We start from the raw sequence: 13,607 nt of genomic DNA, 5'->3' as shown, positions 1-13,607 counted from the left end.
GAGATATCCCGACAAGACAAATGGCTGGATTGGCCTGACGAATGTCCTGCTGTCGCAAGGCAAGCTGGATGAAGCCGAGGGCGTGGCGGGCAAGGCAAAGGCCCTGTTCCCGGAAGACTTTCCGGCCCTGGAAAGATTCGCGCACACGCTGCACCGCGGGGGGAAGCGCCGTGCCGCCGAAGAGGCTTACAAGCTCCTCATCAATCGATTTCCCGACAAGACACATGGCTGGATTGGCCTGACGAACCTCTTGCTGTCGCAAGACAAGCCGGATGAAGCCGAGAGCGTGGCGCTCAGGGCAAAAGTCCTGTTCCCAGACGACTTTCCGACCCTGGAAAGATGTGCGCACTTACGACATCGCAAAGGGATGTACCGTGATGCCGAAGTGGCCTACAGGACCCTTTCCGAACGTTATCCGGAAAAAGTCCAGGCCTGGACCGGACTGACAAACGCACTGCTGGTGCAGAACAAACTTGAAGAAGCAGAGAGTGTGGCAAGAAATGCTGCAGCCTTGTTTCCAAATGAGTTTTCTGCACTGGAAAGACACGCTCATTGCTGCCTGAGAAACAATAAATTCAACGACTCCAACAGAACGTACAGAAGTATCGACAGATTGCTCACGCTTCCCGCGCAATACCATGACTTCGCGTCCGCTCTAGAACATCTCGGCGAGCATGAAGAAGCAAAAAGAATCTACAAACTGGCATTAAATAAACTTGGAAACCATCCGATCCTGATCAATGGCTTCTCAAATTTCTTGTCACGCTCGGGCGACAACCAGTCACTGATGGATTTCATTGATGCAACATACTTTTGCTCGTCAAAAAAAACAGCACTCATCATCGGAAACTGCCAATCAATAGCAATGTCATCCATTCTTGAGTTACACGAAGAATTCACTTCAGAATATTCTATCATCAATTCCATCCCTCCGATACATGAAATGTCCATCGAGCTTCAACACTTTGTATCCGATATGCTTCTGCCGAGGATTGATTTGCTTGTCACCCAGGACCTCTTGAACCTACATTGTCCACTGAAAACCAACGTCGCAAAGGGCATTGCGCAGTCAACGATCGTCTTTCCAACATTTCATTTCACAGGGTATTTTCCGGACATGGTGACCCTGAAGACAGACGACGCCACCCCGAGGAACGCCCCCCTCACCAACTACCACTCGGCCCTGATCGTAACGTCCTATTTCGACGGAGTAACCCCGGAGGATTGCGCCAAGCGCCTGACATCCGGGGATTGGATCGAAAGAGGCTACAGAACCTATCTCTCCTCTCTGTTTGAGGAGCTATACCACAGGGAAAGGCATTGGGATGTCAAATTCACGGACAACCTCTACAAAAGTTACAAGAGTGGCATCTTGTTCCACACCTTTAACCACCCGAACGCATGCTTGCTTCACGACGCAGCCAACTCTCTCCTCGGCATTCTGGGGATGGGTAGATTGCCTCAGCACATTGTTAATGCAACATCAGATCGTCTCAATTACATTCAATGGCTCGTCAACGAGAAAATCAGGAACGAACTTTCACTAGTACAGAATGGAAGCGCCTGTTTTTCAATCTATAGCGCAAAAATATCCGCCGTAGACTTCGTCAGATCACACTACCAGCACTACGAAACCAACAGCTTAATTGTTGAGAAATGCATTGATATTTGTCGGAAAGCCATATTTTCTTGGCAAGAATAAGACACGATGCACGCCGAAATGGCAGATTGTCCCCACGCAACCAGACACGGAGTGTTCATCACGGGGACCCTGCTCACAGAACTCCAAATTTCCACACACACTTCGTCCCGAAACCGTTGCCCCCGGCTCCGGGAGTGCCCGACGCCGACCCCAGGGGGCCGGCGTCGCTTTCACAAGCGGTCGGTCAGTCCTTCCCGATGCTCACTTCCAGGTAGGCCGAGGAGTCCTTTCCCCTGTCGAAGAACAGGAGGTTGCTTCCTGCCCGGTCCTGGAACGGCGCGGCGTAGCCCGCGGTCTTGCCGTCCAGGTTGGCGGCGTAGTTGTCGTACTTTTTGGAGTCCGACTGGGCCTTGGAGAACACCAGCCCCTGGCCCACGGCGCTGTCGCCCGGGGAGACCGTCTTGCCGTCCGAGGTCTTGCCGCCCCACCAGTGGGCGCTGGAGAGCTTGCCGATCTCGGTTCCCCCGAGCTTTGTCGTGCTGCCCACGAAGCCCCAGTCCAGCCCGGCCAGCAGGTCGCCCACGATGTAGCCGTAGATGTCGTTGTTGATGCCGTTGAACGTCTTGCTCTTGCCGGTGTTGTCGTAGTTGCTCACCGTGTAGGAGGGGTTGGCCCCGTAGACGCCCGTGGCGGCGTTCAGGTCCGTGAAGTTGATGGTGATGGTGCTGCTCTTGATGCTGTCGCCGCTGCCGGTGATGGAGGCGTTGCCGGAACCGTCGAACGTCACGGTGAACTTGTACTGTTGCGCCTTGAGCGAGGCCTCGCTGGGCTTTTCCCCCACTCCGTTGAAGTAGTTCTCAAGGGTCGCCGTGGGCTTGTCGGCCTTGAGCCAGGACCAGTCGTGGTAGAGGCTGCCGTCGTTGTGGGGCGTGAGCACGCGCTTGAAGTCTCCCGAGAGAGAACTGCCGATGGACCCTTCCTTGTAGACCGCCGAGGTGGATGTCGCCGCGCTGGATGCCGCCTTGGCCAGGTCGGCGCCGCTCACGGTGGTCTTCTGGGGCGAATTGGTGGCGCTCTTGGAGGCGTTGACCGCCTCCATGCTCAGGGGGATCGAAAGATCGTCGATGTAGGAAAGGTCCACGTTGATCGTGCTGCCGGAGATGGTGGGCTCCAGGTACTGATACCGCGTGTTCCTGTTCTTGTCCGAACTGTTCCCGGGGTCCGGGAATCCGCCGGAATAGTCCATGGCGCTGCCGTAGCTGATGTAGATCCGTCCGCTGTTGAAGCTGTTCACCATCACGGCGGGCACATCGCTCGGCACGCCCACGCCGACGGATTTCGGCTTGTCCTTGTCCTTGGCGTTGTCCGTCAGCTGGGACATCGAATAGGAGGTGTTGGTCTTGAGCGTCTCCTTGCCGCCTGCATCGTCGTAGTACCATCCGTCGATGCTCCCCCCGTTGTTGAAGAAGGAGACGAACACCTTGTCCGGGTCCGCTCCCGAGGGGAGGTTGAACACGATGGGCACCTCCGGGCGAGCAACGCCTGTCGGAAGTGAAAACGCCAGGAAACACAACGCAATGGCACTCCATGATGGTTTGGGCATTGCCTTCCCCTTCTTCAGAATGGATCGCCGCACGTCTTCTTTGCCGCACGAACGGTTCGCGCTCTATTGCGTCATACGGAATCCCTGGGTAAATGCAACGGCGTTGTTCCGGGGAAATGCGGCACGCGGCCTGCGTGCCGCTAGATGCCCATGATGTTGTAGCCCGAATCCACGAACACGGTCTGCCCCGTGGTGCCCGAGGAGAGGTCCGAGGCCAGGTAGAGGGCGCAGCGGCCGATGTCCTCCAGGGTGATGTTGCGCCGCAGGGGGGACTTGTCCTCGATGGCCCCCAGGATGCTCCTGAAGCCCGGTATGGCCGCCGCCGCCATGGTGCGCACGGGGCCGGCGCTCAGGGCGTTCACGCGCACGCCGCGCGCCCCCAGGTCCACGGCCAGGTAGCGCACGCAGCACTCCAGACTGGCCTTGGCCACGCCCATGGCGTTGTAGTTGGCCACCACGCGGCCCGCGCCGTAGTAGCTCATGGTCATCACGGAGGCCTCGGGCGCGAAAAGCTCCTCGAAGGCCTTGCACAGGGCCACCAGCGAGAAGGCCGACACGTCCAGGGCCACGTGGAAGCCCTCGCGGCTGGTGTCGATGAAGCGGCCCGCCAGGTCCTCGCGGTTGGCGTAGGCGATGGAGTGCACCAGCACGTCCAGGCCGTCCCAGCGTCCGGCGATCTCCCGACGGATGCGCGCGATGTCCTCGTCGGAGGTGACGTTGCACTGCACCACGAAATCCGCCCCCAACTCCTCGGCGATGGGCAGGATGCGTTTGCGCACCGCGTCGCGCGAGTAGCTGAGCCCGATGCGGCAGCCCTGTTCCACGAAGGCCTTGGCGATGCCGTAGGCGATGCTGCGGTTGTTCACCACTCCGAAGATCAAGGCTCTTTTTCCGCTGAGCAGCATGGCGCTCACCTCCTGATGCGGTTCCCGAAAGACGGGTTTCCACCGCTCTAGCCCAAAACGAGCCGCGCTGCCAGACGTTCCCGCCCATGGACAGGGCGACGATCAGGCCGTAGCCGTTCCGGTCCGGCCTGAACGACCGCAAGAGCGCGACCGGGCTTCGGCCATCCACTCGGAGAGTCCGGCGCGCATCGCCAACTCCGTCGATTGTCTGAAAGGCGGCCCCTTGCCTTCCGGCCCTTTCGGCCGTTAGATTCCCTGGAGAACGGCGTCCGCGCGCGGGCGCGTCGCCCTCAGGGGCGGCCCTTGGTGCAGGCCCAGCGAGGCGGCGTCCGCGCGCGCATCAGGAGATGCGTCATGCGCGTGCACGGTCGATCAACATCATTCGGCTCCGGCGGGGAACAGCGCGGGCGCGAGCGCTCCGAGCGTTTCCGCAAGGCCCACAAGCCGGGCCAGAAGGTGCGCGGCACGGTGGTGGAATGGCAGGGCGAGGGTCTGGCCTGGGTGGAGATCGACGGCCACCGGCTGCTGGCCCAGGTGTCGCCCGATTCCCGCCTGGGGCGGGAGCGGGGCTTCCTGATCGTGAGCCTCGCGCCCGACATCGTGCTGCGCGAGCTTCCGGCCCGCACGTCGGGGCTGGACGTGGTGGTCTAGCCGTGACCATCATGATCGGCACGCCCTGCTACGACGGCAAGGTCACCCTGGCCTACATGCGCTCCGTGCTGGGGCTCCTGGACGCCCTGGCTGGGGCCGGGGTGCAGGCCTCCTTCCAGACGCCCTCCCACGAGAGCCTGGTGACCCGCGCGCGCAACCACGTGGCCAACGCCTTCCTGCGCGACGCGGAGTGCTCCCACCTGCTCTTCATCGACGCCGACATCGGCTTCGAGCCCGAGACGGCCCTGCGCTACCTCAAGGCCGACCGCGACGTGGTCTGCGGCATCTACCCGGTGAAGCACCTGGACGTGGGGAAGCTCCGGCGCATGCCCCGGGGGCTGCCAGATGCCCAGGCCGAGGCGGCGTCCCTAAAGTATACCGTGAAGTTCAAGCCCGGCTGCAAGGTGGACGCCCTGGGGTTGGTGGAGGTGGAGTACGGCTCCACGGGGTTCATGCTCATCCGGCGCGGCGTGCTGGAGCGTATGAGCCGGGCCTACCCGGAACTGATCTACCGCAACAGCTACGTGAACGCCTCGCGCGACGACGTGGACAACCACGCCTTCTTCGACACCATGATAGACCCCGACACGCGCGACTACCTCCCCGAGGACTACGCCTTCTGCAAGCGCTGGACTGCCCTGGGCGGAACCATCCACGCCGACGTGGCCAGCCGCTTCACCCACCTGGGCGGCCACGCCTACGAGGGGGACTTCCCGGCGTATCTCACCAACCTGGGCGCGGACGAGGCGGAGTGACGCAGCCGCACGAGCCGCCCTCCGCCTCCGGGCCGCGCCGGTATTTCACGGGCATGACCTTCGGGGCGTTCGCTCGCGCCTTCGTCCTGGTGCAGTTGGCATCCTGGATCACGCCGCTGGGGGTGGCCTGCTTCGCGGCGCTCAACGAGGCCCTGGGGTTTGCCACGAACTTCGAGGACATCCTGCTCGGCGGCTTCATCCTGAACGTGGCGGTGGCGTTCCCGGCCCTGGTCATCGCGCAGTACAGGGCCGTGGCCAGGGGCTGGGACGGCTTCGGCCTGCTGGTGCTGGCCCACGTGCTCAACTGGGCCGTCTTTCTCGGTTGCTGGGTCCCCCTGGTTCGCTGGCTGCTGCCCGAACGAACCGACGCCGTTGCCTGGATCGGCGCGGCGGCGTTCGCGCTGTGGACCGTGATCCTCGCGCGCAGCCCCGGCTATGTCCCGCCGGGCAAGCGCCAGGTTCTGAAACAGAAGGACCGTCAGCCGGAGCCCTGACGCGGGCAGCCCCCCTTGTACCGGGCTTCTCCGTGCCGGTCCGCCTGTCGCGCCCAAGGAAAAAGGCCCGACGCGCTTGGCGCGTCGGGCCTTGAGCAAGCTTGACCGGGCGATCGCCCTAGAACGGCACGTCGTCCATGCCCGAGGCCTCGGAAGGGAAGGCCGGGGCCATGTCCTCCTCGCGGGGCTGCTGGCGCTGGCCGCCCTGGCGTCCGCCGCCCTGAGCGCGGTTGCCCTGCTGCTGGGGCGCGCCGCCGCCGCGCCGCTCGCCGCCCTGGCCGCCGCCGTAGCCGCCCTGCTGCCCCCCGCCGTAGCCGCCGTAGCCGCCTTCGGAAGGCGCGTTGTCCACGCCGCCGCCCTTGTTGGAATCAAGGAACTGCACGGTGTGGCCCGGCGCGGTGACGATCACTTCCGTGAAATACTTCTTCTGCCCCTGCTGGTCTTCCCAGGAGCGAGTGCGCAGGGTTCCTTCCACATAGATCAGGCGGCCCTTGCTCAGGTAGTTGCCGCAGAACTCGGCCGAGCGGCCGTAGACCTTCACCGTGTGCCATTCGGTGGCCTCGACCTTCTCGCCGTCCTTGTTCTTGTAGGATTCGGAGGTGGCCAGGCGCAACTCCGCCACAGGCTGTCCGGAAGGGAGATAGGTCAGCTTGGGGTCCTGCCCGAGCCTGCCGATGAGGATCACCTTGTTCACGTTGCCGGCCATGCTCCCTCCAGGGGGTATCGCGCGCGAAGCCGCGTCGCGTCGTGTGTTCGTGCGTTGACCGCGCGGGCTCGCCCGCAGCTCGATCATCCGGTCGATATCGTGCGCGCGGGATGTCGCGCGCCACGGCCTCTTCTAGCGGTAACCGGCCTGGTCTTCAAGATCGTCCAGAGCCTCTTCGATCTCCTCGCTCAGGCGCTGGGCGGCCTCGGGCTTCCAGGCGGCCAGGGCCTCGTTGAAGCGCTCCACGAGGGACTCGGCCTTGGCCAGGCCCGGCGCCACGCGTTCGGCCACGTTCGGGGAGACCTCCCCGGCGGCGAGACGCGCGCGCAGGGTGTCCACCAGTTCCAGCACGCCGCGCCGGGCGGGAGCGTAGTCGTGACCCGGCGGATAGGCCAGGTGGGAGAGGATGGGCCAGGCGTCGTCCACCTTGCCGGGGTCCGTGGTGGCGGCGCTCACGCGCACCTGGAGCAGCTTGCCCATCTGTGACCTCCTGGGGTTCTCCGGTTGAGGAATCGACCGCCGCCCCGCCAGACCCGAGGGACGCCGCCCCCGTGAGAACCCGGGAAGGCAAGCCCGGGCCCCGAGGAGGCTGAACGGGCCCTTCCCTACTCCTGCTCTTCCCAGTCGGACTGGACGCGGTTCACCACGTCCTGGATGACGCCCATCTGGTCTTCCGGGCAGACGCTGATGAGCGGCGCTCCGGCGTCCACGTTCTGGTCGTGGGAGAAGTAGACGTCGTAGATGATGCCCTCGGGGCCGGAGTAGTTCAGGGGCTTCTCGCGCTTCATGCGCGAGACGATGAAGAGGTCCATGCCGTCCTTGACGCGGATGGAGCGGCAGCCCGACACCTTGACCTTCTTGTCCACGTCCGGGGCGAAGTAATACTTGGCGCGCTCCGGGGCCTCGAAGAGGTGGAGCACCTGTTTGAGGATGGCCTGGGTGACCTCCTCCTTGGTGAGGAAGTGGCGCAACACCAAAAGCGGCGTGCCCGCTTCGACGAACCGGCCGTCCAGGTGGGAGTGCACCTCGCGCACCTGTCCCTTGCGCTGGCAGTGGATGGGCTTGGCGTTGCGCTCGCGGGTCACGGTGGCCAGGAGGGTTCCGGGCTTCTCGCGCCACGTGCCCGAGGGGCCCAGCACGCGGGTCTCTCCGGCGGTGGTCTTGAAGGAGACCACGCCGCAGTGCGGCGCGCAGACCACGGCCTCCTCGTAGGGGGAGGCCTTGAACTGTTCGAGGATGGCTTTCACGTCCTTCACGGCGGTCCCCTTAGCGGTAGTAGAGGTTGCGGCCGCCGATGGTCTGGAAGGCCTGCACCAGGTTGTTGCGGATTTCCCTGCGGTCCCAGATGCCCTGGATGTGGCCGCGCGCCAGGGCGTTGTAGGCCAGGTGGTAGTCCGGGGGGATGTCCGTTCCAGTGGTCTCCTTGATCACGCCGGGGCCGGCGAAGCCGATGTTGGCCGAGCGCACGGAGAACTGGTAGGGCGAGCAGCCCAGGAAGCTGGCCACGGGTCCGGCGTAGGAGTTGGTGTCGTAGAGCACCATGTAGAGCCCGCCCGCCTCGATGTAGCGGCGCACGGCCATGGTCACGCGGGGCATCTGGATGACGCCGTTGGTGCCCTCCTGGATGCGGATGCCCGCGGTTCCGTGCACGTAGGCCAGGAAGGGATAGTGCTTCTTGCGCGCGCGGGAGAGCGCCCGGATGAACTTCTCGCCCTCGGCCGCGCCCACCGTGCCGCCCCGGAAGGGCGCCGCCAGCAGGCCCACCACCACCTTGATGCCCTCGATGGAGGCCTCGTAGGTGATGCAGGAGCTTTTGAGCTTGAGCTTCTTCTTGGCGTCGTCGAGCTTCTGGTCGAAGCCGGGGTAGTCCAGGGGATTGGCGGCCTCCACCTCGGCGTTGAACTCGGAGACGGAGTCGCGGTCCAGCACGTTGTGGGTGAACCACTGGTATTCCATGGGAAAGTGGTGCCCGCAGTACTGGCAGACCCCGGCGAAGTCCCCGAAGAGGTCCGGGGCCCAGAGGTCCAGGCAGCCGTGGGTGGCGGCGTTGGGGCAGGTGACGGCCTTGTCTTCGCGGGTCTTGGGGCTCACGTAGACGCTGTTGCCGTCGCCGTCCAGGCAGATGCCGTCCTCGGCGCAGGAGAGCTCGGTGAGCTTCTGGATGGTCTGGGTGTCCACCTTGCGCGCCCCGCCGGTGGAGCGGAAGGGCCGCAGGAGCTTGTTGGCCACCAGGCGCACCTCGGCCTCGGCCTCCTCGCGCAGCTGCTGGAGCTTGGTCCCGTAGGCGCGCAGGAACTCGTAGCGCAGGTAGGAATAGGTGGACCAGGAGAGCTGGCGCAGCGATTCGGCCATGCGCCGCGACACGGGCGTCTTGTCCTGGTAGGCCTGCTGGGCCATGTCGCGGAACTTGCGGTAGCGCCGCCAGACCAGGCGTTCGGCCGCGCTCTCGTCCAGGGACCAGCGCACGAAGAAGGCTTCCGCGTCGGCCAGGTGGGCCTTCTTGCGGCGCTTCACGGCCATGGCGCGGATGAAGTTCATGCCCTTCACGGAGAGGAAGGCCTCGTCGGTGGCGAGCATCATCTCCTGGCGCAGGCGCTTGAAGAAGTCGTAGTGGTGGGGGCGCGCGCCCAGGGAGGGCTCCTGGATCACGCGGTCCACGTAGCCCATGCGCAGGTTGTCCGCGCCGGTGATATTGAGCCGCGAGGCCACCTCTTCGATGAGTTCCACCGGAGCGCGCTGGCCCTGGCGAATGCCCGACTCGATGGCCGCAGCGCCCTCGGGCGAGATGACCGAGTAGTAGCCGTGGGAGAGCATGAGCCGGGTGTCGGCCAGGGCGATGGCCTCGGCCCCGCCGGAGCCTCCTTCGGAGATGCAGGCGATCACGGGCACGCGCAGGGCGGCCATCTCGTAGAGGTTGCGGGCGATCTGCTGGGCCGCGCCGGGGTAGTCCTCCACGGGGAAGGCCCCGGGGGTGAAGACGTAGGTATGGATGGGGATGTTCTCGGTCTCGGCCACCTTCATGTACTGCAACGCCTTGGCGTTGCCCCAGGGCTTCACGGAGCCGCCGTTGCGGAACTCCTGGCCGTGGCCCTTCTCCTGGCCGATGACCATGACGGGCTGGTTGTGCACCTTGTCGCCCTGGCGGCGGGTGATGTAGGCCCGCGCGATGACCATGGAGGGGTCGATGGAGTACTCGTCCTGCCCGCCGATCTCGGTGTAGTTGTCGTAGCAGAACTCGAGGATGTCCTTGAGCGTGATGCGCTGGGGGTGGCGCACGATGCGCACGCGGTCCATGGGGGTGAGCTCGGGGTCGAGCTTCTGCTCCACGAAGCCGAAGAGGTCCTCCAGCTGGGCCAGGAGCTTCACCTTGTCGGAGAGCTTGGCGTCCTGCTCGCCGGAGCGCAGCCCGGCCAGCTTGGCGGAGAGGAGGGCCACGTCCTCGGGACGGCGCGTCCCGAAGACATCCTGGATGTACTGGAGCCTGGCTTCAAGCTCCTGGATGCTTTTTTCGATGTCCATGGGTTGGTTTTCTCGGGTGTCTGGCCCGTCGGCCTAGAACACCAGGATGTCGCGGGTTTTCTCCCGCAGGAAAGCGATGTTGGACTTCATGGGAGCCCCTGCCTGGTCCTGCCCTTCGAGCGTGAGGTCGTCGAGGTACTTCACGCCCCTGGTCTTGGCCTCTTCGAGGTCCTTGCCCCAGATGATGGCCAGGGCGAGGTTGGGGTCGAACTCGGTGGGGATGTCGTAGGGCTTGTCCCGGGGGATCTGCGAGTGCAGCTCGGCCCAGGAGAAGGCCGGGGGGCCGAAGCGGTCGATGCGGCCCACCCAGGGGGTGAAGCGGTTGGCGGGGTCTTCGGCGATGATGCGGTATTCGATGCCGATGCCCTCGAAGGTGATGTCGTCCTGGGTGAAGCCCATGGGGTCGCCCAGGCCCATGCGGATCTGCTCGCGGATGATGTCCACGCCGGGCTTGCCCTTGATGCGGGCGATGGCGGCGGAGACGCCGTTTTCCACCTGGATGCGGGTGTTCACTTCCATCAGGAAGGGCTGGCCCGCCGGGGTGACGATCCATTCCCAGGTGCCCACGTTGTCGTAGCCCACCTCGCGGGCGATGGAGAGCGAGTGAGCGGTGATGTCCGCGAGCACCTTGGCGGCGTCGAAGGAGTACTTCACCTGGTCCGGCGCGAAGCCGGGGGCGATCTCCACGCGCTTCTGGCGTCCGGTGGACTGGATGGTGCAGTTGCGGGTGCCGAAGTGGGCCACGTTGCCGTGGCGGTCGGCGGCGATCTGCACTTCCAGGTGGTTGAAGGTGAGGATGCGCTGCTCGATGAGCACGCCCTCGTCGTGGAACTGGCGCTTGGAGTAGTTGCGGATGCGCCGGTAGACGGTCTTGAAGTGGTCCAGGTTCTGGACCTCCTCGATGCCCATGCCGCCGCCGCCCGCCGAGGCCTTCACCAGCACGCGGGCGTTGTCGATGCCCTGCTCGGCCTGGAAGCGGAAGAGGGAGTCCGCGATCTCCTCGGCTTCCAGCTCGTCGTAGACGGGGCGGTCGGAGCCGGGCACGGTGGGCACGCCCAGGGAGCGCGCCAGGCGTTTGGTGTTGATCTTGTCGCCCAGGGTGCGGATCACGTTCCAGCTGGGGCCGATCCAGATCATGGGGCGCGTGCGTTCGCTCACGCGCCGGGCGAACCGGTAGTCTTCGGCGAAATAGCCGTAGCCGGGGTGCACGGCGGTGGCCATGGCGTGGTCGGCCACGGCCATGAGCTCGTTGGCGTCGTGGTAGGAACTGATGCGCACGGCCTCGCCGCCCAGTTCGCGGGCCATGGACACGTGCCCGGAGGCGTGGTCTTCCCGGGTGAAGACGCAAACAAAATCCAGGCCCAGTTTGCGGCAGGCCTGGATGATTCGCTGGGCGATCTCGCCCCGGTTCGCCACCAGCACCTTATGTTTGGTTGTCGTCGTCAATGTGGCTCCCGCCGGTTTTCTGCTTCGCGATGAGATACTTTTGGACCTCGAGCACCAGCTTGTCCAGGTGCTCTTCCTGTCGCCGGGTCAGGTCCAGGAACTTGAGTCCCGCCACGGTGTCCTTGCGCCGGGCGACCTGGGCCTTGAGGCTCCTGATGAGGGGACGCCCCCTGAGCAGGATGTCCAGGACCAGTTCCGCCTGCTCCGCGAGCGCGCCGCCAGGGTCGTCCAGGGAGACGCCCCCGGCGCTTATGTCGTGCACGGGGAAGGATTGCTCCAGTGGGAGCGTCCAGGCCGCCATGTCCGGGAAACGAGCGCGAAAGGTCTGGCGATTGGCTTCCTTTTCGGCCTCGTAGGTGAACATCAGGTCGTTCTTCATCCCTCAACCTGCACTTCCATTACGAAATCCAGGCGGCGGTTTCTGGCCCGGTTCGCCTCGCTCGTGTTGGGGAGCAGCGGTTCTAAATCAGCTAACCCGGTGGATGTCAACCTGTTCGCGGGCACGCCCTGGGACAGGAGGAAACGCAGGGCCGACACGGCCTGGAGGGAGGAAACCTCCCAGTTGTTGCGCAGGCGCGCCTGGGGGGGCGGCGGGGTGTCGTCGGTGAAGCCCTTGATGTGCACGCGCTGGTCCGGATGGCGGGCCAGGAAATCCTTGACCAGGAGCAGGCGCTGCTTCCCCGCGTTGGTGAGCTGCGTCACGTCGTTGGCCTCGAACATGCCGTCGGAGGGCACGGAAACGGTCATGCGCGAGCCCTGGAGCGTGGTCTTGAAGGTGGTTTCGCCGCGCCCCTGGAAGTAGGCGGTGAGGTCCTGGTAGACTTGGCGCTGGCGCATGATGAGCTGCTCGCGCAGGCTCAGCTGTTCGAGCACCTTCTCCTCCATGGACTGCGCGCCGGGGGTCTTCTTGTTGGGGGCCTTCTCGGACTTGAGCCGCTGGCGCACGCTCTCCAGGGTCTCCGAGACGTTCTCGGGTTTGAGGGTGGCCAGGGAGAAGAGAAAGATGAAGAAGCACAGCAGCAGCATGGACATGTCCGCCATGGTTATCTGCCACACCTGGGGGATGTCCTCGTGTTCGTCTTCTTCCTCAAGGCGGCCCTGGTCATCTGCCAACGGTGCGCTCCTTGGGCGGCACGAACGAGGAGAGCTTGTCGCGCACGAGCAGGGGGTTGTTGTTCTGCAGGATGCAGCGCGCGCCCTCGAAGATGATCTCCAGGTTGAGCACTTCCTGGTAGGTGCGCGCGCGCAGCTTGGCGGCCACGGGCAGGAAGAACAGGTTGGACAAAAGCGCACCGTAGAACGTGGTGAGCAGGGCCACGGCCATGGCCGGTCCCAGGCTCTTGGGGTCGTTCAGGCGTCCCAGCATCTGCACCAGACCTATGAGCGTGCCGATGAGCCCGAAGGCCGGGGAGAACGTGCCCAGGGACTTGAACACCGTCTCGCCGATCTGGTGGCGGCGCTTGAGGGAGTGGATCTCGATGCGCAGGGTGTCGTGGATCAGCTGCGGCCCGGCGCTGTCGGCGATGAGCTTGCAGGCCTTCTTGAGCACCACGTTGTCCGTGCGGATGTTCTCCAGGGCGAGCAGGCCCTCGCGCCGCGAGATTTCCGCGATGCGCACCATGACGTTCACCACTTCCTGGGCCGTCACCTTGCGCGAGGAGAATATCTTGAAGAAGGCGTTGAAGGCCTGTAGCACTTCCTCGATGGGGTGGCTCACGCAGAGCGCGGCCGTGGTTCCTCCGAGCACGATCATGGCGCTGGGGCCGTCGAGAAACTGGAGGAACGAGCCCCCCATGATGATGGCGCCCACCACCAGGCCCAGGCCCGTGGTCAGCCCCAGAAGCGTCGCGAAATCCATCAGGTCACCTCTACTTCCCCGACCCCAA

The 13,607-nt window shown here is 64.4% G+C and carries 14 protein-coding genes; 4 read left to right on the top strand and 10 right to left on the bottom strand.

All coding sequences use genetic code 11. From position 1 onward, the window contains the following. Positions 1-1,702: WcbI family polysaccharide biosynthesis putative acetyltransferase (locus NNJEOMEG_RS17945; RefSeq protein WP_173086845.1), on the top strand; the 1,702-nt coding region annotated here is incomplete at its 5' end. A gap of 184 nt (positions 1,703-1,886) precedes the next feature. Here NNJEOMEG_RS17945 and NNJEOMEG_RS17940 read toward each other — a convergent pair. Together NNJEOMEG_RS17940 and NNJEOMEG_RS17935 are read right to left on the bottom strand one after the other, a co-directional pair. Further along, complete coding sequence (locus tag NNJEOMEG_RS17940; protein ID WP_173086844.1) at positions 1,887-3,158, bottom strand: beta-1,3-glucanase family protein; 1,272 nt, start codon at positions 3,156-3,158, stop codon at positions 1,887-1,889. Between the two features lie 227 nt (positions 3,159-3,385). Beyond that, positions 3,386-4,150 (bottom strand): enoyl-ACP reductase FabI, encoded by a 765-nt coding sequence (locus tag NNJEOMEG_RS17935; protein ID WP_173086843.1) that lies wholly within the window; start codon positions 4,148-4,150, stop codon positions 3,386-3,388. Positions 4,151-4,504: 354 nt separating this feature from the next. Between NNJEOMEG_RS17935 and NNJEOMEG_RS17930 the strand changes: the two genes are divergently transcribed. Genes NNJEOMEG_RS17930 through NNJEOMEG_RS17920 form a run of 3 tightly spaced genes read left to right on the top strand, consistent with a single transcriptional unit; the run spans position 4,505 to position 6,050 of the window. Then, the gene (locus tag NNJEOMEG_RS17930) at positions 4,505-4,801 is read left to right on the top strand and encodes a hypothetical protein (RefSeq protein ID WP_173086842.1); all 297 of its coding nucleotides are present in this window, start codon (positions 4,505-4,507) and stop codon (positions 4,799-4,801) included. Positions 4,802-4,812: 11 nt separating this feature from the next. Continuing rightward, complete coding sequence (locus NNJEOMEG_RS17925; protein WP_173086848.1) at positions 4,813-5,556, top strand: hypothetical protein; 744 nt, start codon at positions 4,813-4,815, stop codon at positions 5,554-5,556. Next, the gene (locus NNJEOMEG_RS17920) at positions 5,553-6,050 is read left to right on the top strand and encodes a hypothetical protein (protein WP_173086841.1); all 498 of its coding nucleotides are present in this window, start codon (positions 5,553-5,555) and stop codon (positions 6,048-6,050) included. The genes NNJEOMEG_RS17925 and NNJEOMEG_RS17920 overlap by 4 nt, the downstream gene beginning before the upstream one ends. Before the next feature lie 118 nt (positions 6,051-6,168). Here NNJEOMEG_RS17920 and NNJEOMEG_RS17915 read toward each other — a convergent pair whose 3' ends face one another. From NNJEOMEG_RS17915 to NNJEOMEG_RS17880, 8 genes are all read right to left on the bottom strand, one after another. After that, positions 6,169-6,756: a single-stranded DNA-binding protein gene (locus NNJEOMEG_RS17915; RefSeq protein ID WP_173086840.1), complete on the bottom strand. Its 588-nt coding sequence runs from the start codon at positions 6,754-6,756 to the stop codon at positions 6,169-6,171. A gap of 132 nt (positions 6,757-6,888) precedes the next feature. Then, entirely contained in the window at positions 6,889-7,236 is a 348-nt protein-coding gene (locus NNJEOMEG_RS17910; protein ID WP_173086839.1) for a hypothetical protein, read from the bottom strand. Positions 7,237-7,361: 125 nt separating this feature from the next. Beyond that, positions 7,362-8,012, bottom strand: coding sequence for a biotin attachment protein (locus tag NNJEOMEG_RS17905; RefSeq protein ID WP_173086838.1), 651 nt, complete (start codon positions 8,010-8,012; stop codon positions 7,362-7,364). Between the two features lie 10 nt (positions 8,013-8,022). Beyond that, positions 8,023-10,275: a carboxyl transferase domain-containing protein gene (locus NNJEOMEG_RS17900; RefSeq protein WP_173086837.1), complete on the bottom strand. Its 2,253-nt coding sequence runs from the start codon at positions 10,273-10,275 to the stop codon at positions 8,023-8,025. 33 nt (positions 10,276-10,308) lie between these two features. Further along, complete coding sequence (locus NNJEOMEG_RS17895; RefSeq protein ID WP_173086836.1) at positions 10,309-11,721, bottom strand: ATP-binding protein; 1,413 nt, start codon at positions 11,719-11,721, stop codon at positions 10,309-10,311. After that, complete coding sequence (locus tag NNJEOMEG_RS17890; protein ID WP_173086835.1) at positions 11,699-12,100, bottom strand: PilZ domain-containing protein; 402 nt, start codon at positions 12,098-12,100, stop codon at positions 11,699-11,701. The genes NNJEOMEG_RS17895 and NNJEOMEG_RS17890 overlap by 23 nt, the downstream gene beginning before the upstream one ends. After that, positions 12,097-12,834 (bottom strand): OmpA/MotB family protein, encoded by a 738-nt coding sequence (locus tag NNJEOMEG_RS17885; protein WP_173086834.1) that lies wholly within the window; start codon positions 12,832-12,834, stop codon positions 12,097-12,099. Before NNJEOMEG_RS17885 ends, NNJEOMEG_RS17890 begins: the two co-directional genes overlap by 4 nt. Then, positions 12,824-13,579 carry a motility protein A gene (locus NNJEOMEG_RS17880; RefSeq protein ID WP_173086833.1) on the bottom strand — a complete coding sequence of 252 codons (756 nt, stop codon included), beginning with the start codon at positions 13,577-13,579 and terminating at the stop codon, positions 12,824-12,826. Before NNJEOMEG_RS17880 ends, NNJEOMEG_RS17885 begins: the two co-directional genes overlap by 11 nt. Positions 13,580-13,607 lie beyond the last annotated feature (28 nt).

Origin of the sequence: Fundidesulfovibrio magnetotacticus (assembly GCF_013019105.1) — a bacterium.
Classification (GTDB): Bacteria; Desulfobacterota; Desulfovibrionia; order Desulfovibrionales; family Desulfovibrionaceae; genus Fundidesulfovibrio; species Fundidesulfovibrio magnetotacticus.
The sequence above is the reverse complement of the archived record's forward strand: the minus strand, read 5'-3'. Positions and strand labels throughout refer to the sequence as shown.